At 61.9% G+C, this 20,196-nt stretch carries 18 protein-coding genes; 8 read left to right on the top strand and 10 right to left on the bottom strand.

Going from position 1 to position 20,196, the window contains the following annotated elements; all coding sequences use genetic code 11:
* The first annotated feature begins 140 nt into the window (after window positions 1-140).
* The 4 genes from ffh (at window position 141) to ACYU7Q_RS05265 (ending at window position 5,466) form a co-directional block, all read left to right on the top strand.
* Window positions 141-1,508, top strand: a complete 1,368-nt coding sequence (gene ffh / locus ACYU7Q_RS05280; protein ID WP_460608383.1) for a signal recognition particle protein — start codon at window positions 141-143, stop codon at window positions 1,506-1,508.
* A gap of 220 nt (window positions 1,509-1,728) precedes the next feature.
* The gene (locus tag ACYU7Q_RS05275) at window positions 1,729-3,600 is read left to right on the top strand and encodes a CHRD domain-containing protein (RefSeq protein WP_460608382.1); all 1,872 of its coding nucleotides are present in this window, start codon (window positions 1,729-1,731) and stop codon (window positions 3,598-3,600) included.
* A 291-nt stretch (window positions 3,601-3,891) separates the two neighbouring features.
* Window positions 3,892-4,617: a cytochrome b/b6 domain-containing protein gene (locus ACYU7Q_RS05270; RefSeq protein ID WP_460608381.1), complete on the top strand. Its 726-nt coding sequence runs from the start codon at window positions 3,892-3,894 to the stop codon at window positions 4,615-4,617.
* Window positions 4,618-4,632: 15 nt separating this feature from the next.
* Window positions 4,633-5,466 carry a molybdopterin-dependent oxidoreductase gene (locus ACYU7Q_RS05265; RefSeq protein WP_460608380.1) on the top strand — a complete coding sequence of 278 codons (834 nt, stop codon included), beginning with the start codon at window positions 4,633-4,635 and terminating at the stop codon, window positions 5,464-5,466.
* Between the two features lie 102 nt (window positions 5,467-5,568).
* On the opposite strand, the gene ACYU7Q_RS05260 is transcribed toward ACYU7Q_RS05265, so the two are convergent.
* Both ACYU7Q_RS05260 and ACYU7Q_RS05255 read right to left on the bottom strand, forming a co-directional pair.
* A complete protein-coding gene (locus ACYU7Q_RS05260) occupies window positions 5,569-5,871 on the bottom strand; it encodes a hypothetical protein (protein ID WP_460608379.1) in 303 nt (100 codons plus the stop codon).
* A gap of 91 nt (window positions 5,872-5,962) precedes the next feature.
* A complete protein-coding gene (locus tag ACYU7Q_RS05255; protein ID WP_460608378.1) occupies window positions 5,963-6,139 on the bottom strand; it encodes a DUF2256 domain-containing protein in 177 nt (58 codons plus the stop codon).
* Window positions 6,140-6,292: 153 nt separating this feature from the next.
* Here ACYU7Q_RS05255 and ACYU7Q_RS05250 point away from each other — a divergent pair, with 153 nt between their 5' ends.
* Window positions 6,293-7,030: a class I SAM-dependent methyltransferase gene (locus ACYU7Q_RS05250; protein WP_460608377.1), complete on the top strand. Its 738-nt coding sequence runs from the start codon at window positions 6,293-6,295 to the stop codon at window positions 7,028-7,030.
* Window positions 7,031-7,117: 87 nt separating this feature from the next.
* Window positions 7,118-7,546 (top strand): acyl-CoA thioesterase, encoded by a 429-nt coding sequence (locus tag ACYU7Q_RS05245; RefSeq protein ID WP_460608376.1) that lies wholly within the window; start codon window positions 7,118-7,120, stop codon window positions 7,544-7,546.
* Window positions 7,547-7,612: 66 nt separating this feature from the next.
* Here the strand turns inward: ACYU7Q_RS05245 and ACYU7Q_RS05240 are convergent, their stop codons facing one another.
* A complete protein-coding gene (locus ACYU7Q_RS05240; protein ID WP_460608375.1) occupies window positions 7,613-8,185 on the bottom strand; it encodes a DinB family protein in 573 nt (190 codons plus the stop codon).
* 157 nt (window positions 8,186-8,342) lie between these two features.
* Between ACYU7Q_RS05240 and ACYU7Q_RS05235 the strand changes: the two genes are divergently transcribed.
* Window positions 8,343-9,746 (top strand): hypothetical protein, encoded by a 1,404-nt coding sequence (locus tag ACYU7Q_RS05235; protein WP_460608374.1) that lies wholly within the window; start codon window positions 8,343-8,345, stop codon window positions 9,744-9,746.
* 77 nt (window positions 9,747-9,823) lie between these two features.
* Here the strand turns inward: ACYU7Q_RS05235 and ACYU7Q_RS05230 are convergent, their stop codons facing one another.
* Together ACYU7Q_RS05230 and ACYU7Q_RS05225 are read right to left on the bottom strand one after the other, a co-directional pair.
* A complete protein-coding gene (locus ACYU7Q_RS05230) occupies window positions 9,824-10,807 on the bottom strand; it encodes an alpha-ketoacid dehydrogenase subunit beta (RefSeq protein ID WP_460608373.1) in 984 nt (327 codons plus the stop codon).
* A gap of 83 nt (window positions 10,808-10,890) precedes the next feature.
* Window positions 10,891-12,699: a tetratricopeptide repeat protein gene (locus ACYU7Q_RS05225; protein WP_460608372.1), complete on the bottom strand. Its 1,809-nt coding sequence runs from the start codon at window positions 12,697-12,699 to the stop codon at window positions 10,891-10,893.
* Window positions 12,700-12,861: 162 nt separating this feature from the next.
* Between ACYU7Q_RS05225 and ACYU7Q_RS05220 the strand changes: the two genes are divergently transcribed.
* The gene (locus tag ACYU7Q_RS05220; protein WP_046242767.1) at window positions 12,862-13,080 is read left to right on the top strand and encodes a PspC domain-containing protein; all 219 of its coding nucleotides are present in this window, start codon (window positions 12,862-12,864) and stop codon (window positions 13,078-13,080) included.
* 199 nt (window positions 13,081-13,279) lie between these two features.
* Here the strand turns inward: ACYU7Q_RS05220 and ACYU7Q_RS05215 are convergent, their stop codons facing one another.
* From ACYU7Q_RS05215 to hisS, 5 genes are all read right to left on the bottom strand, one after another.
* Complete coding sequence (locus ACYU7Q_RS05215; RefSeq protein ID WP_460608371.1) at window positions 13,280-14,332, bottom strand: glycosyltransferase family 2 protein; 1,053 nt, start codon at window positions 14,330-14,332, stop codon at window positions 13,280-13,282.
* On the bottom strand, window positions 14,322-14,660 hold the full coding sequence (locus ACYU7Q_RS05210) for a YbaB/EbfC family nucleoid-associated protein (RefSeq protein ID WP_460608370.1): 339 nt from the start codon (window positions 14,658-14,660) through the stop codon (window positions 14,322-14,324). The genes ACYU7Q_RS05215 and ACYU7Q_RS05210 overlap by 11 nt, the downstream gene beginning before the upstream one ends.
* Window positions 14,661-14,778: 118 nt before the next feature.
* The gene (locus ACYU7Q_RS05205) at window positions 14,779-16,773 is read right to left on the bottom strand and encodes a T9SS type B sorting domain-containing protein (protein ID WP_460608369.1); all 1,995 of its coding nucleotides are present in this window, start codon (window positions 16,771-16,773) and stop codon (window positions 14,779-14,781) included.
* A 144-nt stretch (window positions 16,774-16,917) separates the two neighbouring features.
* Window positions 16,918-18,411, bottom strand: a complete 1,494-nt coding sequence (hutH, locus tag ACYU7Q_RS05200; protein WP_460608368.1) for a histidine ammonia-lyase — start codon at window positions 18,409-18,411, stop codon at window positions 16,918-16,920.
* A 100-nt stretch (window positions 18,412-18,511) separates the two neighbouring features.
* Window positions 18,512-19,945 (bottom strand): histidine--tRNA ligase, encoded by a 1,434-nt coding sequence (gene hisS / locus ACYU7Q_RS05195; protein WP_460608367.1) that lies wholly within the window; start codon window positions 19,943-19,945, stop codon window positions 18,512-18,514.
* Window positions 19,946-20,196 lie beyond the last annotated feature (251 nt).

The raw sequence follows: 20,196 nt of genomic DNA, 5'->3' as shown, positions 1-20,196 counted from the left end.
AGCGGGCCGCGAAGGTACGTCCGCTGCCGGTTTTTGGCCTTTTATGGTTACTTTTGGGGTTCAGTTTCAGCCTGATTCCGAGGGGCCGCCCCGCACCAAATCAGCATAACCAGTTCAATCAGCGCTAAATCAGCGATTCAATGTTCGATAATCTCTCCACCAAGCTCGACCGGGCCATTAAAACCCTTAAGGGCCAGGGCAGCATCTCCGAAATCAACGTCGCGGCCACCATCAAGGAAATCCGCCGTGCGCTGGTTGATGCCGACGTTAACTACAAGGTTGCCAAGGATGTAACCGATAAAATTAAAGAGGCCGCCATGGGCCGCGACGTGCTCACGGCCGTGTCGCCGGGCCAGCTCATGGTCAAAATAGTCTACGATGAGCTCACCGAGCTCATGGGCGGCGAGAAGAAGGACATCACCATCAAGGGCGACCCGGCCGTAATTCTGCTCTCGGGACTGCAGGGCTCGGGCAAAACCACCTTCGCCGGCAAGCTGGCCAGCTATGTTAAGAAGCAGGGCCGCAACGTGTTGCTGGTGGCCTGCGACGTATACCGCCCGGCTGCTATCGACCAGCTCAAGGTGCTTGGTGAGCAGATTGGCGTGGAAGTGTACTCGGAAGTCGAGAACAAGAACCCCGTTGAAATCTCGCGCAATGCCATCGACTACGCCAAGAAAAACGGCAAAAAAGTCGTCATCATCGACACCGCCGGCCGCCTGGCCGTGGATGAGCAGATGATGCGCGAGATTGAGGCTGTGAAGTCGGCCATCAACCCCAGCGAAACGCTGTTTGTGGTGGACTCGATGACCGGCCAGGACGCCGTAAATACCGCCAAAACTTTCAACGACCGCCTGAATTTCGACGGCGTGGTGCTCACTAAGCTCGACGGCGACTCGCGCGGTGGCGCGGCCCTCAGTATCCGGGCCGTGGTGACCAAACCCATCAAGTTCATCTCGACGGGCGAGAAGATGGACGCGCTGGACCTGTTCTACCCCGACCGTATGGCCCAGCGCATTCTGGGCATGGGCGACGTGATTTCGCTGGTGGAACGGGCTCAGCAGCAGTTTGATGAAGACGAAGCCAAGCGCATCAACGCCAAGATTCGCAAGAACCAGTTCAACTTCGATGACTTCCTCTCGCAGTTGGAGCAAATCAAGAAGATGGGCAACATCAAGGACCTGATGGGCATGATTCCGGGCATGAGCAAGGCCATGAAGGACGTGGAAATCGACGACGACGCCTTCAAGCCGGTTGAGGCCATCATCAAGAGCATGACCAAGCAGGAGCGGGCCAACCCCGACCTCATCAATGGCTCGCGCAAAAAGCGCCTGGCCAAAGGCTCCGGAACTGATATTCAGCAGGTAAACGCGCTGATGAAGCAGTTTGAGGACATGCGCAAAATGATGCGTACCATGAACAAACTGAGCCAGACCAAGGGCGGCATGGCCCAAATGGCCAAAATGATGGGCGGCATGGGCAAAGGCGGCCCCGGCGGCATGATGCGCTAACGAGTTAGCCTTGGCAAGTGCGCCCGCACGCAGCAAAAGAGCCCGGACGGATTGTCCGGGCTCTTTCTGTTTCACAACGGGTGTCTGGAAAATAGTCGAAAAACAAAATATTTACCAGGCAACGCAACAGCCTCGGCCTGCGAGTGTTATGAAAGAAGCCGGCGCGCCGGCTGAGACAAGCTGTGTCACCAAACAATTCTTTCACCTCATTCTTACTCCGATGCGACCAATGCTACTTCGCCTGCTAGCCGCAACCTGCCTGCTGGCCGCCCCGCTACTCGCCACTGCCCAGCAAACCCGGGCGCACTTGCTGCTCACGGCCCGCATGAGCGGCGACCAGGAAACGCCCGCCGTGACCACCAACGCGCAGGGCGTGGCCAGCTTTATGCTCAACGAAACCCGGGATACGCTCTTCGTGCAGGCCGCCTTCAGCGGGCTGAGCGGAACCGTAACGGGGGCGCACGTGCACGAAGGCGCGGTGGGGGTGGCCGGCCCCATCATCATCAATCTGGTTCCAATGGTGCGCGGCAACCGGCTGTCGGGTTTTCTTACCGGGGCCGACATTGCCCAGCCTAAACTGGCCAGGTTTCTGAAAAGCCAGTACTACATCAACGTGCACACGGCGGCTAACCCCAACGGTGAAATCCGGGGGCAGATTCGGTTGGAGTCGGAAACGGGCATCATCGCCAACCTGACGGGCGCGCAGGAGACTCCGGCCGTAGCTACCAGCGCCACCGGGCTGGGCATTTTTACGCTGAGCCAGAACTTGGAGAAAATGAAATTCCGGGTGGCGTTTGCCGGGCTGAGCAGCGCCGTCACGGGGGCGCACTTTCATACGGGAGCCTTCGGCGTGGCCGGGCCGGTGGTGGTGAACCTGCTGCCCAACCTCACGGGCAATGTGATTGAGGGCGAAATTGTGCCCACAGTGGCCTTTCTGACGGCCCTGAGCCAGGGCCAGGTTTACATCAATGTGCACACCACCAACAACCCCAACGGCGAAATTCGGGGCCAGCTCATTGGCGAAGGCCGATTTGTGGCCCACGATGCCCGCCTCGACGGCAGCCAGATGGTACCCGCCGTTGCTTCTACAGGCAAAGCGCTGGCGGTAGGCCGTCTCACGGCTACCCTCGATACCCTGTTTCTATTTGTGGCGCACGCCGGGCTGAGCGGGACACCCACCGGCTTATCGGTGTATGCGTCGCCCGCCGGGCAGGCCAACACGGCCGCTACCTTGCTCGGTACCTTGCCAATATCGGGTACCACCAGCAACATTGTGGGCGTGCAGATTCCGGGTCTGACGGCCCCATTTGTCAATGCCATTCTGCGCGGCGACATCAACGTGGTGCTCAATACGGCCGCCAACCCGAACGGTGAAGTGCGCGGCCAAGTGCGTAGCCTCGCCCGCGACGGCTACACTATCGTGCTGAACGGGGCCCAGGAGCGGCCCACGCCTACTACCAGCGCCGGCTATGGCGTGGGCATCGTGAGCCTCGACCGCGACCAGACCAACGCCCACTTCATGAGCGTGTGGGGCGGGCTGACCGGCCCGGCCGCGGCGGGCCACTTCCATACCGGCCTTTCCACCCAGGCCGGCCCCATTGTCTTCAACCTCGTGCCGTATTTCGACAATGCGGCCACCCCGGCCGCCGTTTACGGTTATTGGAAGGATGACAATGCCGGGCAGCCCTTCACCCTGCGCCGCTCCCTGCAATTCCGGCGCGACAGCATGTACATGAATCTGCACACGGCTGCCTTCCCGGGAGGCGAAATCCGGGGCCAGGTGTACCGGGGTGCCCGCAACCTGCAGCGCGTGCTGGCCACGCAGCCCGCAGCCGTGCTGGCCGAGTCTTTTGGCACCGCGCCCAATCCGTTCACTGCGGTACTCACGCTGTCGTTTGAGGCCCGCGCCACCGGGCCCGGCCAACTCCACATCACCGACCTGTTGGGCCGCACTGTAGCCGCGCAGCCTGTGGCCGTGCGGCCGGGCGCTAATTCCTTACCCATTGGCCTGCCCACAATTGCTCCCGGCATGTACCTTCTAACGCTGGAAGTTGGCGAAACCCGCCTGACGACTCGGATTGCCAAGGAGTAGCAGGTGCTCCTTGTGCTATTTCAAGAACAATGATGAATCAATCCGCTTGCTATTAAGTAGTTTGAAAAAGATTATCAGACGCGGAATTTTTTGGTGCAATTCTTGTTAGCATCCTCGTGAAAGAATAGTTTTTTTAAGGTGTTTTGGTATGGAAAGAGGCATCCCTTTGGGTTGCCTCTTTTTTTTTTTCGTCTGCGGCGTAAGGAAATCTGGCAGCCCACGTCAGCCAGAGCGAGGCCCGTGTTGGGCACGGAGTACCTTGCAGGGGTTTCTGTTACGAATCGTGGTTTTATGAAACAGCTTGTTGAAAAGCACCCGCTGGCCATTCGGTGGTTTCACTGGGTCAATTTCCCCGTTCTCAGCCTCATGATTTGGAGCGGGATGTGGATATACTGGGCCAACGACGTGTACCGCCTGGGCTGGGGCAACACCACGCTGGTCAAGTTCTTCCCGCAGTCGTTCTACGAGGCCTTTCACATCGACCATAAGCTGGCGCAGGGCATGAGCTGGCATTTTGTGCTGATGTGGGTTTTTTTCCTGAACGGCCTGCTGTACGTGGGCTACACCATTTTCTCGGGCGAGTGGCGCTACCTGCTGCCCACCCGGCACTCGTTTAAGGAAGCCGTATTGGTGACGTTGCACGACCTCGGGCTGTACAAAAAGCCGCTGCCGGTGCGCAAATTCAACGGCGCGCAGCAGATTGCCTACACTTCGGTCATTATCATGGGATTGGGGTCGGTGCTCACGGGGCTGGCCATCTACAAGCCTACGCAGTTTGCCTGGCTCACGCAGCTGCTGGGTGGGTATGAATTTGCGCGCATCATTCACTTCGCACTTACCATCGGCTACGTGCTGTTTTTCATGGTGCACATCGCGCAGGTGGTGCGGGCGGGCTGGAATAATTTCCGTGCCATGGTGGCCGGCTTCGAGATGGTGGAAGTCGACCCCGCCACGCATCAGGTGGTGGCCGGGCCTACTTCGCTGCCCGCCGCTGATGCTTCACTTTCGTCTAAATAATTGCTGCTTTTCGGTATGACTGACCATTCTTCCGCATCCGCGCCGGTCGACCAACCGGGCGCTCCGCTGCAATCCGAAGCGGCTGTGCTGGCCGAGGCCCGCCGCCGCTCGCGCCGCTCATTTATTGGGCTGGGGCTGGCCGGCCTGGCCGGTATCGGGGGCTGGCGCTGGCTGATTTCGCAGCCTGACGATGAGGGTATTCCACGGCCGCTGCGCAAGGTGCTCGATTTTAACAGTCGCCTCAGCCAAGCGTATTTTAAGGAAACACGCTTGGCGCCCGAGTTTGCCCGCAGCCGTGCCAAAACGCCCCGCGAAAACGGCGACGTAGGCCTCGACGGCGAAGTAGACCCCGTCACCTGGCGCATGCGCGTGCAGGGCTATGGCCCCGGCAAAACCCAGGAATTCACCCTGGCCGACATCAAGGCCCTGCCCAAAGTGGAAATGACCACCGAACTCAAGTGCATCGAAGGCTGGAGCGTGGTGGTGCATTGGGCCGGAGCGCGCCTGTCCGATTTTCTGGCCCGGTACCCGCTGGCCACCCGTAGCGGCCGCCCGGCCGACCCCTTGAATCCGCCCGCCGACCTCGCGCCCTACGTGGGGATGCTCACGCCCGACGAGAAATACTATGTGGGCCTCGACATCGCCAGCGCGCTGCATCCGCAAACGCTGCTGTGCTACGAAATGAACGGCGAGCCGCTCACCGCCGCTCACGGTGCGCCGCTCCGCCTCGTCACCCCCCTCAAATACGGCATCAAGCACCTCAAGCGCATCGGCACCATCGCCTTTGCCGATACCCGCCCTAAGGACTATTGGGCCGAGCTAGGCTACGACTGGGATTCGGGCCACTAAGTAGACAGGCCGAAAATTGTCATTCCGACGAAGGAGGAATCTGGATAAGACCGTCCAAACGGCACCACTCAGATTCCTCCTTCGTCGGAATAATAATTTTCTTTAATGAATAACGCGCAACTCATAGCGCTCGGGCTGGCTGCCGAGGGCGGGCACAAGCCAGGCGCCCACGCGGCTGGGGCCGTAGCCAAGGTTCACTTTCACCCATTCGTCGCGGGTGGGGAGCAGGGCAATGATTTCCTGTTCCAGGCGCGCCAAATCAGCGGGCGAATGTTGGGATGGCCGGGCACCGCTGTTGGGGTCGTGGGCGGCGCGGCGCAGCTCCTTTTCCATTTCGAGGTAAGCGTTTACCTTTTCTTCCAGCGGAATGAAGTTAGGGTTGAGGTAGTCGAGGTTGGAGGCCATAGAAAAGCGGCTGGAAAATCAGCGCATTGGTAAAAGTTGAGGAGCTTTTGAACGCAGCCCGGGGCCCAAAAGATACGGTCGCCCCGGGCAGCTACGCCGCCGCTACGCCGGTGGCTCCGGCCGCGGGGCGGTTGCGCTGGCACTTTTCGCCGCAGTATTTCACGTCGTCCCAGTTGGCGCGCCATTTTTTGCGGTACTCGAAGGGCCGGCCGCAGGTGATGCAGATTTTGGTGGGCAGCTGGCCTTTACGGAGTTTGGCGGGAAGCATAACGTGGGGTTGAGTAGGGGAGTGGTACCCAAACGGCCGGCCTCGGCGCGAAGTTTTGGGTAATTTTAGCCCTTGGCTGGTTATGAAGCGTAATTGCCTCGCGCCTCTGCCGTTGCGCGGCCCAATTGCCCAACCTGCGCTTTTAATATCTCTATGACCACAACCACTGCCCCCGACATCCTGGGCCAGGCCCTGCTCGACTACCACCACGGCACCACCACCGCCACCGTCACCGTGCATTGCAGCGCCGCTGATGACGAGCCGTTGCCCGCCGCCTACTTTTTCCGCACCGTGCTGCAAATGCCGGAACTGGAGCGCCTGGCCCTCGACGAAAGCCGGGGCCGCGTGCTCGACCTCGGGGCCGGGGCCGGCTGCCACACCCTGGAGCTGCAAAACCGGGGCTTTCAGCACGTGAAGGCCGTCGACGTATCGGCCGGTGCCGTGCAGGTGATGGCCGAGCGGGGCGTGCGCACCGTGGCCCGCCACGATTTATTTGCCCCGCTGCCGCCCACCGAGTTGCCCTACGACACCATCCTGCTGCTCATGAACGGCCTCGGCCTGACCGGCACCCTCGATGGCCTCGATAAATTCCTGGCCCACGCCCGCACCCTGCTGGCCCCCGACGGCCAGATTCTGGCCACGTCGTCCGACGTGCGCTACCTCTACGAGGACGAGGACGGCGCGCTGCTCATCAACCTCAACGGTCCGTACTACGGCGAAGTCGAATACACGCTCAGCTACGATGGCCGCACCGGCGAGCCGTTTCACTGGCTGTTTGTGGATGCTGCGCTGCTCAACGACGCAGCCGAAACCGCCGGCTACACTGCCGAATTTCTCAGCGAAGACGAAAACGACCAATACCTGGTGCGCCTGATGCCAATCGGTGCTTAGTCGTCGGTTGTTAGTTATCGGCTGTTCGTGAAAAACTGCTGCTAATCGACTGCTAACAACTGACAACCAATTACTAATACTTAAAGAATGACCAACGCCATCACCTACCGCACCCGCTGGGCCGACATGGACCCGAATGGCCACATGCGCCACTCCGCCTACGCCGACTACGCCGCCGACCAGCGCCTGGTTTTATTGTCCGAATGGGGTTACGACATCAAGGAATTTGCGCGCCTGCGCCTGGGGCCCATCCTGTTTCGTGAAGAGACCACCTTCCTCAAGGAAATCCACATCGGCGAAGAAATCCGGGTGGATAGCCGCCTGCGCAGCGTAAACGACGACGGTACGCGCTGGAGCATCACCCACACCATTTACAAAGCCGATGGCCGCGTGGCCGCTACCGTGGCCGTGGATGGGGCCTGGCTCGACCTTGACCGCCGTAAACTCACCACGCCGCCCGCCGGGCTGACCACGGCCTTCCGCGAGCTGCCACTGTACGAAGCACCGGTGAAGTAGTAAGCAACGCAAAACGAGCGGCCCCCGAATTTAAGATTCGGGGACCGCTCGTTTTGCGTTTGGTTTTTAAGCGTGAGCGTCAGCCCGCACCTTTCCTTCGGGCCGCAGGGCCTTGGTAATACGGTTCAGCTGCTGCTGGTGGTGGAGCAAGTGGTCCACCAGATGCTCCATTACCTGATAAATGGTGATGCGCCCGGAGCGCGGATGAGGAAACACGGCCCGATTCTGCTGCCGGCTCGGAAACTCGTTGAGCAGGCGTTCCAGCTGCCGGCGGGAAGCCTCCCAGGACTTGCGCATTTCGGGGAGGGTGGGCACCGCGCCCGCATCGGTGAGGGTGGCCACCCCCGGCGGCGCTTTAAACTTGAGGCCGGGCAGGCGCAGCAGCAGGCGCACGAATTGCACCCGCAGCCGGGTGAAGAGGCTCACCTTGGGCAAAAGCTCCTCGGCCTGTAGTTTCTTCTGGATGTATTTTAGGATGTTATTCTCAACAAAGAACAGGTGGTGTACCACCTGCACCGCCGACCACTTGCCCGGCGCGGGGGCGGTGTTCTGGTCCGGCCCCAAGGCTTCGGCCGAAGCCAGCAGGCGCTCAGTAGCCCGTTCGAGCTGTTCAAATTTGAGGTGAAGGCGGTGATTCATGCGGGTGGGGAGGATGAAAAAGAGCCTTACGGCAGTGCAGACACAAAAGGTACGGCGACAATTTGATTGGTTTCGCGGCCGGATTTGGCCGGTGGATTTGGCCTGATAAACTGGGGCAATGCGTATGCTCCGGCCGGGGCCTAGTTTTGCGGCACTCATGCCCACTCGTTTCTCGTTTCTCTCGGCCCCGTGGCCTGCCCGCTGGCGGGTATTGGCCGTGCTGGCGCTCTACGCCGCCTACCTGCCCCTAAGCGGTTATACCGTGGCCCAATTCCGTTTCGACGCGGCCGAATACTGGGAGCTTTCGCTGAAATTCACGCAAAACGGGCATTTTTCGCTGCTGGCTTTCGATGCACCCCTGCGGGGCTACCTGGGGCCGTTGCTGGTGCTGCCGGCGCGGCTGCTGTGTCATTTTACGGGCTGGTCGATGCTCACTGGGGCGCGGGTGCTGGGAGCCGCCTGGGCGGCGGTGCTGCTTGGGGTGGCCGTGCCGCAGCTGTGGGCGCAAGCCACGGGCCGGGCGATGAGTGGCGGCCGCTGGCTGGTGTTGCTGGGTCTCACGTTTATTTTTTGGCGCGACTATTTCAATTTCACCCTTAGCGACATGCCAGCCCTGGCACTGCTGCTGCTGGGCCTGGCGGCCCTGGCGCGACGCGGTTGGGGCTGGGCTGCGGTGGCGGGGTTGCTGCTGGCGGCGGCCATTAATATCCGGCCTATTTATCTAGCTAGCATTCCGGGCGTGCTGTGGTTTTTGCTGAGGAGCTATCCGTCGGCCTCTGGTGTCTTGGTCTGGCGGCGAGTCGCGGCGCTGGCGGCTGGACTGGCGCTGGTGTGGCTGCCGCAGCTGCTCATCAATATGCGGCATTTTCAAACGCCGACTCCGCTGGTACTGGCCCGGTTGCCCGGCACCGCGCCGCTCTATCTGAAGCAACTGACCTGGGGCACCGCTTTTCAGCGCTACGAATCGAGTCTGATTCCGGAAAGCTTCCGTTCGCTGGTTTACGCGGACTCGGCCGGGCAGCGGGCGTTGGCTGGCGAGCCCGGCCAACGGTTCAACAGCTACGGCCAGTATGCGCAGTTTGCGCTGCATCAGCCAGTTGCCACTAGTGGGCGCTACCTGCGCCATCTGTTCAACGGCCTGGATGTCCAGTTTCCAACGCCTTATCCCCGGCAGTTGCACCCGCCGGGCCAGGCGGCGCTGCGGCTGCTGAACTATGCGCTGCTAGGTTTGGGCGTATGGCTGGCCTTAGCCGCATGGCTAAAAAATCGTCGGCCAGCATGGGCACCCTTGGCAGTGGGTACTCTTTTGGCGCTGTTACTGCCGTGCCTGCTGGTGCTGCCCACGCTCATGGAATGCCGGTTTCTGCTGCCGCTGCACCTGCTGGTGCTCGCGGTAGTGGCGGGTACGTGGCAGCCGGGGGCGTGGTGGCGTGGGCTTGGTTCGCCCACGCGCCGGGTCGCCTTCCTGGCGGTAGCGGCCGGCTGGCTGTGGGGCTGTCGGCAATTATCCGAAGCCACGGCCGGGCAGCTGCGCCCGCCGAGTGAGGCCCCGCAGGAGTAGTACAGCCTCACACATCAGCATAAAAAAGCCCCGTTAGCTTTCGCTAACGGGGCTTTTCGATTATCAATAAGTCAACCTTACACTTTGGCGTAGGTCACTTCCTTTACCGCTTTCACCACACGGGCCACGTTGGGCAGCGAGGCTTCGATGAGGGTGGGCGCGTAGGGCAGGGGGACGTCGGCGCAGGTGATACGGATGACGGGCGCGTCGAGGAAATCGAAGGCGCGGCGCTGTACGATGTAGGCCAGCTCGCCCGAGATGCTGGCCAGCGGCCAGGCTTCTTCGATAACCACCATGCGGTTGGTTTTCTTCACCGAGGCGATGAGCGTGTCGTAGTCAATCGGGCGCACCGAGCGCAGGTCGATTACTTCGGCTTCGATGCCTTCCTTGAGCAAGTCATCGGCGGCAGCGTAAGCCACTTTCATCATTTTGCCGAAGCTTACCAACGTCACGTGCTTGCCCTGGCGCACGATGTTGGCTTTGCCGATTTCGAGCAGGTACTCTTCTTCGGGCACTTCGCCTTTGTCGCCGTACATCAGCTCCGACTCCATAAAAATAACCGGGTCGGGGTCGCGGATGGCCGATTTCAGCAGGCCCTTGGCGTCGTAGGGGTTCGAGGGAACCACTACTTTCAGGCCGGGCGTGTTGGCGTACCAGTTCTCGAAGTTCTGCGAGTGCTGGCTGCTGAGCATGCCGGCGTTGCCCGTGGGGCCGCGGAATACGATGGGGCAGGAGTACTGGCCGCCCGACATCGAGTAGAGCTTGGCAGCCGAGTTAATCACCTGGTCGATAGCCACCAACGAGAAGTTGAAGGTCATGAACTCGATGACGGGAATCAGGCCATTGGCCGCCGCGCCCACGCCGATGCCGGCAAAACCCAGCTCGGCAATCGGGGTGTCAATCACGCGCTCGGGGCCGAACTCGTCGAGCATGCCCTGGCTTACTTTGTAGGCGCCGTTGTACTCGGCCACTTCTTCGCCCATCAGGAACACCCGCGGGTCGCGGCGCATTTCCTCGGACAGGGCCTCGCGCAAGGCCTCACGGAATTGAATTTGACGCATGGTTTTCTTTAGGGTAAAGCCGGTTTTCAGCCGTTCGGCAAAGCTACAACAGGCACGGGCGTTGGGCCAAAGCTAATTGCAGCTTACTTAAGCGCGTCGCGAAATACCTTGCCCTGCGCGTAATCCTGAAATTCGAGGTCTTCCACGGCGCGCTGGGCGTAGCTGCGGTCGAGGGCCACGGCCTGCTTGAGGAAGGTGCCCACGGCAGCCTCGTTTTTCTGGCGGGCGGCTACCACGGCTAGGCCGTAGATGGGCGCGGCGGCCGTGGGGCGCAGGGTTTGGGCCAGCTGGTATTGCTCCTGGGCCAGCTCGTAGTGCTCGCGGCCCACTTCAATGAGGGCGCGGTTGAGGGCGTTCTGGTAGCTGGGGCCGGCGTATTGCAGGCTGCGTAGCGCCTCGTCGGGTTGGCCAACTTCGATTTCCAGGGCAGCGCGGTCGGAGAAGATTTTGCGCAGCAGCGGGCGCGGGCCGCCCAGCTTGATGGCGTAGTCGTAGTTCTGGAGGGCTTCGAGGCGGTCGCCGGCGCGGTGGTAGGCGGTGGCGGCGTGGTAGAAGAACTCGGCCGTGGGGTTGCGGTGGGCGGCCAGCGTGAAGTTGACGGCGGCGCGGCGGTAATAGGCCTTCTGGATTTTATCGGTGGGCTCTTTTTCGGCGCGCATCAGCAGCACTACGCCCAGGTTGTGGAAGGCTTCCCAGCTGTTGGTATTGGCGGCCGCAACCTCGTAGATGCGCTGCTTTTCGGCCAGCAGCGGCGTGAGCGTGGCCGAATACCGCAGCTCCTCGGGCGTGAGGGCATCGGTTTCAATTTGCTTCTCCACAATCTTTTTCGAGAGCAAATAGACTTCCGAATCGTAGCGCTTGGGGGCGGTATAAGTCACGGCTACCGTGCCGAAGCGCAGCACCGGGTAGATGTACTGCTCGATGTAATCGAAAGAAGAAAGCCGGTGCAGGGCCTTTTCCTTCTGCTCAAAGGTGCCCTTGGTGTCATTGATGATGGTGACGACGGAGTCAATCTGGTCGGCTTTCAAGGCCGAGGTCGTGACTTTTTGCAGGAAGGTGTCCCACTTACGTACATAGGCCAGCGTATCATAATGAATATCTTCGTTCTTGTTGAGATACGAGAAGTTTTTCACCCGCTGCTTGTAGTAGTAGAGCAGCATCCGCACGCGCTTGCTGGCCAGCAAGCGGTTGTGGGCATCGGTGGAATCGGGCGAGTGGCCCGCGATGATGAGCACCTGTTTGGTGTGCTGGTTGGCGTCAATAAGGTCTTCGAGCGCCGCCACGTTGGTGCCCAGGTAACCCCGGATAAACCACTTGTCCTCGTCGAAAAAGAAGGGCAGCACGCGGGTGCCGCTCATGTTATTGTTGGCGCGCTCGGGCAGCAGGGTCAGGGCGGTGTCTTCGCGCACCACGAGGCGGGCGGGGTCGGCAATGCCGCGGGCCACGCGCACATCGGCGGGGGCGCGGAGGATTTTGCCGTTCTTTTTCAACTCGCGCACCTGGGCGTGGGCCAGCAGCTCGCCGGGGTTGCGGCCGGGCGTGTTGGGCAGGGTGAATTTTTGAGTAGCGAGGAGCTGGCCTTTATGCTCGTCGTCGTACACGAAGTTGCCCGACGTGAAAGTGATGCGGCCAAGAGTGTCTTCGCGCAGGCCGTGTTCGTAGCGGTAGCGCAGCAGCAGCTCGTAAGCCACGCCTTTGTGCAGGTGTTTAGCGGGCACGCTGGCTTCTACGGCGAAGGGCACGGCATCGCCCGAGGCCGTAAGCACGGCGGGGCGGGCCACTACTGTGCGCCCGGCTTCGGCCTGCTTGAGCACCCGGGGCAGGGTGCAGGCCGAGAAGAATACGGTGGCTGCCAGCAGCCCGTGGGCCACTGGCCGCAAAAAATTACGCATTAAAACACCTGACGTGGGAAAACAAAAACCGCCCTTTCTAACGTAGAAGCCCCGAAATTAGTCGGCTTCAGGCGGGCAAAATTACACCGGGTCGGTTGCCCTTGCCTGGCAAATGCCTTATCTTAGCCCAGAGAAACCGATTTTCGCCAGCTGCTACCGCCCATGAAACGTTTCACCGACTACCTCGAAACGCAGTCCTTCGGTCTGTGCTCGGCCCTGGCGCAGAAGTGGGGCTTCAGTACCCGCAGCGTCCGGCTGTCGTTCGTGTACGCTTCGTTTTTTACGTTTGGCTCGCCCATCGTGCTGTATTTCGCCGGGGCGTTTTGGATGAACGTGCGGCGCGCCATGCGCCAGCAGCGAAGCACCGTTTGGGATTTGTAAATAACGTTTGTCATTGCGAGGCCGCAGGCCGTGGCAAACTGTCATGTTCTCAGCGACAAACTTTGAGTGAAAAGCCCCGGCTCTGGATTAGAGTCGGGGCTTTCTACTTTTAAAAGGGTTTGTCACATCTCAGGGCTGGCCGCATCGGGAGGACGGATTGCCGCGTTCCGCTGCGCTCCACTCGCAATGACAGACGACTTTATTTCAGCCCTAACTCGTTGAATTTGCGCTTGCCTTTACCAAAGTAGGCCCACACCAAGCTGCCGTTATAAACCCCGGCGCGGTCCCGTACTCGCAGGTGGGGCCGGGCCGCCCGACGCTTCTTCCGCCAGTACCCAAAGCTGCTGTAGAAGCTGAAATGCGCCCGCAGCACTGCCCAAAAATTACTTGCTTCTCCACCCAGCAAAAAACGTAGGCCCGCAACCCCATCCAGCACGAGGCGCTGGAACATGGACCCGTACAGCTCGCCGGGGGCGGCGTTTTTGTATAGCAGGGCCAAGCCATTGCGGAAATTCAGGTAGGTTTTGCGGGGGTTGGATTTATGCAACGTGCCGCCGCCGACGTGCTGCACGGCGCTGCCACCGTGGTACCAGACTTCGTGGCCGGCATTCTGGAGACGCCAGCAGAAGTCGATTTCTTCCATGTGGGCAAAAAACGCTGGTTCCAGGCCGCCGAGGGCTTGCCAGGCCGAGCGCCGCACCATGAGGCAAGCGCCAGTGGCCCAGGCTACCGGGCGCGGGTCGTCATACTGGCCCAGGTCTTTTTCGAGGGTGTCGAAAAGCCGGCCACGGCAGAAGGGGTAGGCCAAGCGGTCGAGGTAGCCGCCGCCGGCTCCGGCGTACTCGAATAGCGTGGGGTCGATTTGGGACAGGATTTTTGGCTGCACGGCGGCGATGCGCGGGTTGGCTTCAAGTAAGCCGCGCAGGGGGCGCAGCCAACCGAGCGTGACTTCCACGTCGGAATTTAGCAGCACGAAAAACGGACTATCAACTTGCGCCAACGCTTGGTTGTAGCCCTCGCAAAAACCCCAGTTGCGGTCGAGCAGCAGCAGCTCCACGGTTGGGAAGTCGCGGGCCAGCAGCTCCACCGAGTCGTCAGTAGAAGCGTTGTCGGCCACGATGACGCGCGCGCCGTCGGCATGCGCGACCACGCCGGGTAGGAAGCGGCGCAGGAATTTGGCGCCGTTCCAGTTCAGGATGACAATGGCCACGTCGGCGCACACGCCGGCCGGGGCTGTAGCGTTAGGCCCCAAAACCGCTCAAATCGAGGCCGGGCACGTTGGGCATCAGGCCGCTGGTTTTGCGCTGGAGCTCCTGGCGGGCTAGCTCGGCGGCTTCGTCGAGGGCTTTGTTCACGGCGGCTACCACGAGGTCGGCCAGCATGTCGCGGTCCTGCGGGGTGAGGAGGGTTTCGTCGATTTCGAGCTTGAGGATTTTGCGGTGGCCGTTGGCCGTGGCGCGCACGAGGCCGCCGCCGGCTTCGCCCGTGGCCGTGATGTGCTGGATTTCCTGCTGGGCCTGCTGCATCTTGTCCTGCAACTCTTTCACTTTGCCCATCATGCCGGTGATGTCGAATGCCATTTTCTTAGTCAGTTAATCAATTATCGGTTAGCAGTGAACAGCAGGCGGGGCGAAAAGGATGCCTTGTGCCGTCAGTATCGGCTAAAATTCCCCGTAAAGTTGGCAGTTGACTGCGGTTTTATTTCAAAATCGTGACCGCGCCCGTGGCCGAGAAAGGCTTGCCGTCCTCGTTATTCTGCTGGAAGCGCCACACATACGCCCCCAGCACCGGGGCGTGGCCTTTGATGGTGCCGTCCCAGGTTTCGCTACGCTGGGTGCCCCGGAAAACCTCCTGGCCGTTGCGGTCTACCACTACAAAAGTGTAGTTGTTCAAGTACTTGCCTTTTACTTCGAGCACGTCGTTCAGGCCGTCGCCATTGGGGGTAAAGGCGGTGGGAATGGTGAGCGTGAGCTGCCGCGTGACACTGGCCAGGTTGGAATAGCTGAACGTGCCGGCCGGCAAACCTGCGCCGCTGATTTGCAGGCGGTAGCGCAGCACCTGGCGGTCGGTGGGCGGGGTAAGGTCGGTGTAAGTATTGCCCGTTACGGCCACGGTGCTCAGCACAGAACCGTCGGCGGCGAGGCGCTGGAGGGTGTAGACGGCCGGAATGGTGGGGTCGGGGCCGGTGAAGGCGGTCCAGGTGAGGGCGGCGGTGCTGCCGTCGGCATCGGCGGCGCTGGCCGAGAGGATGGCCGGGCAGGTGGCGGGGCTGGCGGGCGAGACGTTGCTGCAGGCATCCACGAGGCGCACCGAGTAGCAGGGTGGGTCGGTTTTGAGGGTAGCCAGGTCGGTGGAGTCGCGGCGCGCGCGCAGTGAGGTAGTGGTGCCAAAATCGGCCGGTGCGCTGCTGCCGGCCGTGCGGCTGTAGCGTAGCAAGCTGCCAACGGGCAGGGTCGGCGTGGCCGGCGTTGGCGTCAGCACCACCACGTTATTGAGATTGAAGCTGGCCACCAGGCGAGGCTGCGGTGGTAACAGGTTCGATACCGTGGTGATGGCAACCGAATTGGAAACCGCAACCCCGCCGCCCGGCTGCGTGGCCGTTACTACATAAGTGTAGGTGCTGCCGCAGAGCACGTCGGCATCTTCCAGCCCGCCTCTGATGGGCACCAGAGAGGTGACGGCCGTGCCGTTGCGGGTGACGGTGTAGGTGGTGCCGGGGCTGCCTTTGTCGTCCAGCAGCAGCTGGTTGCGGTTGCGGGCCGATGCGCCGGTCAGGCTCAGCGTGCCGATGGCGGCCGATATGTCCAGGCTGCCGCCGCAGTAGTCGGCGCGGGCAATGCGGTAGCGGCCGGCCGCTGCGCTGGGCACGCTGAGGCCGGTGCTGCCCGGTGCCACGGTCACGCCGGGCACATTCTGGAAGCCAGTGCCGGTATCAACCTGCAAGGAGTAGAGGTAGCCGGCCGGCAGGTTGCCCAAGGCCAGCGTGGCCGTGCCGTTGGGCACCGGCCCGCTGAGCGTGAGACTGGTGAGGGCGGGCTGCACCGGGGCAGCCAGCGTGAGGGACTGTACGGCTGGCCGGCTCTCACACAAGCCGTTGGTGTTGTAGTGGCCGGTGAGGGTGATGGCAGTGGCCCCGGCCGGCACGGAAATGAGGCCCGGCCCACGGCTAATCTGGGCCGATGCAGTAGTTCCAGCGGGTGTCTGGAAAGTGTAGGTATAGGTGTCGTAAGTCGCGTCGGTTACCGTGACAAGCGCCTGGCTGGTGGGGCAGGGCGCCACCGTGAAGGCGGGCGGCGGGGTGTCGTAGACGCGGAAAACGCGGGTGTAGTAACGTTCACCGCCTTTGACATTGTTTAGCTCGGAGACAGTAACCATCCCCACATCGGTTACCTGAGGCGTGTAAGTGTAGGGGGCGTAATTGGGGGGGAAGCAACGGGGAGTGGAATTGATATAGGTTGTTCCCACTCCCGGCAGCACCCCGTAGCTGAGAACCAAAGGGTCGGCATTGGGGTCGCGATGAATGAAACGCACCGGCTGGCCCACGCAAAACGCATCTACTGCCACACCGCTCCCGTCGAGGGCACTAAAGGCCGTCGGGTCATTGGGGGTGGTTTCGCAGCTCGTTTGGCTCCAGGCCAGCTGGCCGGGCAGCCACAGCAGGAACAATAAGAAATAGCGGTTCAGCAGCTTCATGGGTTATCGACTTCATTCGCCTTCATCGGGCAGCACTCGTAACGCAGGATAAAGCACTATCGCGCCCGAAAATGGCTGTCAGCCAAACACGGTTTGTCAGCAAGGACTTAACCAACGACCCGGCCCACGCTTCGTGAGCGGCTGCTACTGCCAGTCAAACTTACGGACGAAGGCGGCGGCTTTGTGCAGGTCCGGGTACAGCACTCGGTCGCGCACCACGAATTTCACTTCCTGCCCGAAGGCTTCCACCACGCGCTCCAGCGCCTCGGAGGTGCGGCCGGGGCGGCGGAAGGCCAGCGCCTGCACAGCCGTGAGCAACTCGATGCCCAGCACCTGCTCCACGTTTTCGATGACGCGGCGGGCCTTGGTAGCGGCGTTGGCGCCCATGCTCACGTGGTCTTCCTGGCCGTTGCTGCTCACGATGCTGTCCACCGAAGCGGGCGTGCAAAGCTGCTTGTTCTGGCTCACAATTCCGGCGGCGGTGTACTGCGGAATCATCAGGCCGGAGTTCAGGCCGGGCTCGGCCACGAGGTAGGTGGGCAGGCCGCGCTGACCGGAAATGAGCTGGTAGGTGCGGCGCTCCGAAATACTGCCCAGCTCGGCCATGGCAATGGCTAGGTGGTCGAGGGCCAGGGCCAGGGGCTGGCCGTGGAAGTTGCCGCCGCTCAATATCAGGTCTTCGTCGGGGAAGATGTTGGGGTTGTCGGTGACGGAGTTGCACTCGGTTTCCACTACCTGGGCCACGTAGGCCAGCGCGTCGCGCGAGGCGCCGTGCACCTGCGGCTGGCAGCGGAAGGAGTAGGGGTCCTGCACGGCCAGGCGGGGCTGGGTTTGCAGCTCGGAGCCGGCCAGCAGCTCGCGCAGGCGCTTCGCCACCAGCACCTGCCCGGCATGGGGCCGAACGCGGTGCAGGTTTTCATTAAAAGGAGCGGTGCAGCCGCCGAAGGCTTCGGTGGAAAGCGCCCCGATGACGTCGGCCGCGGCGGCTAGGCGCTGGGCACGCAGCACGCCGTCCACGGCGTAGGCCAGCATGAACTGGGTGCCATTGAGCAGGGCCAGGCCTTCCTTGGCCTGCAACGTCAGCGGCTCCCAGCTGAAGAGGCTCATGGCGTCTTCGGCGCTGAGGCGGTAACCCTGGTAGTTCACTTCGCCCAGGCCCAGCAGGGGCAGGCAGAGGTGGGCCAGTGGGGCCAAATCGCCGGAGGCCCCGAGGCTGCCCTGCTCGTACACCACGGGCAGCATTTCGCGGTTGTACATGGCCACGAGGCGCTCGGCGGTGGCCACTTGCACGCCGCTGTGGCCGTAGCTCAGGCTCTGGGCCTTGAGCAAAAGCATGAGCCGCACGAGGTGTTGCGGCACTTCGGCTCCGGTGCCGCAGGCGTGCGACATCATCAGGTTTACCTGGAGCTGGGTACGCTCCTGGGGGGCAATGCCCACATTATACAAGGAGCCGAAGCCGGTGTTGATGCCGTAAATCGGCTGGTCGTCGTGCGCTAGGCGCTCGTGCAGGTAGGTGTGGCAGGCGGCAATCTGGGCCTTCGCATCGTTGCCAAGCTCTACCGGGATGCTGTCAGTCAGCAGAGCGGCCAGCGTGGCCAGGGTGAGGGGCTGCGCGGGCGAAATGGTGTGGGTGGGCATTAAATAGGGGTGGGTGGTGAGGTTGGGAAGGACAAAGAACGAAAAAAAACTCCCCTCCTTGGTTAAGGAGGGGAGCTGGTCGTTCAACCACCCATCCCGTCTACTCCACCGTGAGGGCCGCCACCACTTCTCCCAGCGGCAGCACACGCTCTACGCCGGTTTGCATGATTTTGACTTTGGCCACGCCGGCCGCGATTTCCTCCGGCCCAAGCACGATGACCAACGGAATGCCCTTGGCATCGGCGTATTTGAACTGCTTTTGCAGCTTGCTCACGTCGGGGTACAGCTCGCTGGGGATGCCGGCGGCGCGCAACTGCGCCAGCAGCGGCAGGGCGGCCCGGCCGCTGGCCACGTCGAAATGCGTGATGAGGCAGCGGGTGGGCGTTTCGGCCGTGCTGGTAAACAAATCCAGTGATTCCAGGCAATCATACAGCCGGTCCACGCCAAACGAGAAGCCCACGCCCGACACGCCCGGCAGTCCAAAGGAGCCGGTGAGGTTGTCGTAGCGCCCGCCGCCGCTCACGCTGCCCATTTGTACGTTGTTGATTTTGACTTCGAAAATGCAGCCCGTGTAGTAGGAGAGGCCCCGCGCCAGGGTGGGGTCGAATTCCAGCCGGTCGAACTGCCGGAAGCCGGAGGCTACCAGCAAGTCGCGCACTTCGGCCAGCTCGGTGAGGCCGCGGTAGCTGGCGGTTATTTCATCCGTCGCGGCCGAATCGTCGGCGGCCGTGGGGCGCGTGCCGTCCGGCTCCACGCCGGCCGTCACGAAGCCGGCCAGCAGGCGCTGGAGCTTCTCCTCGTAGCTGCCGTCCACCGTCAGCAGGGCAAACAGCGTGTCGATGGTGGGTTCCGAAAAGCCGCGCTCCAGCAACTCCCTGGTCACGCCGTCGCGCCCGATTTTATCGAGCTTGTCAATCGCCACGAACAAATCGGTTTCGCGGCCCTCGCCGCCCAGCGCCTGGTAAATGTTGCGGAGCACGCCGCGGTGGTTGATTTTGATGGTGAAATCGTGCAGGCCGAGGCCCCCCATTACCTGGGCAATCATGAGCACGATTTCGGCTTCGCAGAGCAGCGAGTCGGTGCCCACCACGTCGGCGTCGCACTGGTAAAACTCGCGGTAGCGGCCGCGCTGGGGGCGGTCGGCGCGCCACACGGGCTGCATCTGGTAGCGCTTGAAGGGGAAGGTGAGGGTGCCGCGGTTCATGGCTACGTAGCGGGCGAAGGGCACGGTAAGGTCGTAGCGCAGGCCCTTTTCGGCCACTTTGGGCAGCAGGGCTTTCGAGCCGGTGGCCAGGTCCTCGGCCGTCACGTCCTTGGCAAAATCGCCGGAGTTCAGCACCTTGAACAGGAGCTGGTCGCCCTCGTCGCCGTACTTGCCGGTGAGGACGGACAGGTTTTCCAGCGTCGGCGTTTCGAGCGGCGCAAAGCCAAACGACTCAAACGTGCGGCGGATAACGTTGAAAATGTGCTGGCGGCGCGCCACCTGCGCGGGGCCAAAGTCGCGGGTGCCCTTGGGAATACTCGGTTTTTGCATAACAGGGCAAAGGTAGGGGCAGACGGAAAGACAAACTGCCAGCGGGTACGCCGCCGTGTTCAGCCCTCCCAGATTGCCCCCGGTCCATCCAAACCATTTCCTGGCCGCCCCGAAACACTTCCCGGCACCCCCGAGACAGTCCCCGCCCTCCCCGAAGTCCTTCCCCGCCCGGCCGAAGCATTCCCAGGCCTCACCGAAGCATTTCCCGGCGGGTTCGAAGCTCTTCCCGGCGCGACCGAAGCATTTACCGG

This window comes from Hymenobacter terrigena (genome assembly GCF_054776515.1).
The sequence above is the reverse complement of the archived record's forward strand: the minus strand, read 5'-3'. Positions and strand labels throughout refer to the sequence as shown.

What these genes read in the sequence shown, in the direction of transcription:
- ffh (WP_460608383.1), top strand. Translation starts at nt 141, where the DNA reads ATGTTCGATAATCTCTCCACCAAGCTCGACCGGGCCATTAAAACCCTT.
- ACYU7Q_RS05275 (WP_460608382.1), top strand. Translation starts at nt 1,729, where the DNA reads ATGCGACCAATGCTACTTCGCCTGCTAGCCGCAACCTGCCTGCTGGCC.
- ACYU7Q_RS05270 (WP_460608381.1), top strand. Translation starts at nt 3,892, where the DNA reads ATGAAACAGCTTGTTGAAAAGCACCCGCTGGCCATTCGGTGGTTTCAC.
- ACYU7Q_RS05265 (WP_460608380.1), top strand. Translation starts at nt 4,633, where the DNA reads ATGACTGACCATTCTTCCGCATCCGCGCCGGTCGACCAACCGGGCGCT.
- ACYU7Q_RS05260 (WP_460608379.1), bottom strand. Translation starts at nt 5,871, where the DNA reads ATGGCCTCCAACCTCGACTACCTCAACCCTAACTTCATTCCGCTGGAA.
- ACYU7Q_RS05255 (WP_460608378.1), bottom strand. Translation starts at nt 6,139, where the DNA reads ATGCTTCCCGCCAAACTCCGTAAAGGCCAGCTGCCCACCAAAATCTGC.
- ACYU7Q_RS05250 (WP_460608377.1), top strand. Translation starts at nt 6,293, where the DNA reads ATGACCACAACCACTGCCCCCGACATCCTGGGCCAGGCCCTGCTCGAC.
- ACYU7Q_RS05245 (WP_460608376.1), top strand. Translation starts at nt 7,118, where the DNA reads ATGACCAACGCCATCACCTACCGCACCCGCTGGGCCGACATGGACCCG.
- ACYU7Q_RS05240 (WP_460608375.1), bottom strand. Translation starts at nt 8,185, where the DNA reads ATGAATCACCGCCTTCACCTCAAATTTGAACAGCTCGAACGGGCTACT.
- ACYU7Q_RS05235 (WP_460608374.1), top strand. Translation starts at nt 8,343, where the DNA reads ATGCCCACTCGTTTCTCGTTTCTCTCGGCCCCGTGGCCTGCCCGCTGG.
- ACYU7Q_RS05230 (WP_460608373.1), bottom strand. Translation starts at nt 10,807, where the DNA reads ATGCGTCAAATTCAATTCCGTGAGGCCTTGCGCGAGGCCCTGTCCGAG.
- ACYU7Q_RS05225 (WP_460608372.1), bottom strand. Translation starts at nt 12,699, where the DNA reads ATGCGTAATTTTTTGCGGCCAGTGGCCCACGGGCTGCTGGCAGCCACC.
- ACYU7Q_RS05220 (WP_046242767.1), top strand. Translation starts at nt 12,862, where the DNA reads ATGAAACGTTTCACCGACTACCTCGAAACGCAGTCCTTCGGTCTGTGC.
- ACYU7Q_RS05210 (WP_460608370.1), bottom strand. Translation starts at nt 14,660, where the DNA reads ATGGCATTCGACATCACCGGCATGATGGGCAAAGTGAAAGAGTTGCAG.
- ACYU7Q_RS05205 (WP_460608369.1), bottom strand. Translation starts at nt 16,773, where the DNA reads ATGAAGCTGCTGAACCGCTATTTCTTATTGTTCCTGCTGTGGCTGCCC.
- hutH (WP_460608368.1), bottom strand. Translation starts at nt 18,411, where the DNA reads ATGCCCACCCACACCATTTCGCCCGCGCAGCCCCTCACCCTGGCCACG.
- hisS (WP_460608367.1), bottom strand. Translation starts at nt 19,945, where the DNA reads ATGCAAAAACCGAGTATTCCCAAGGGCACCCGCGACTTTGGCCCCGCG.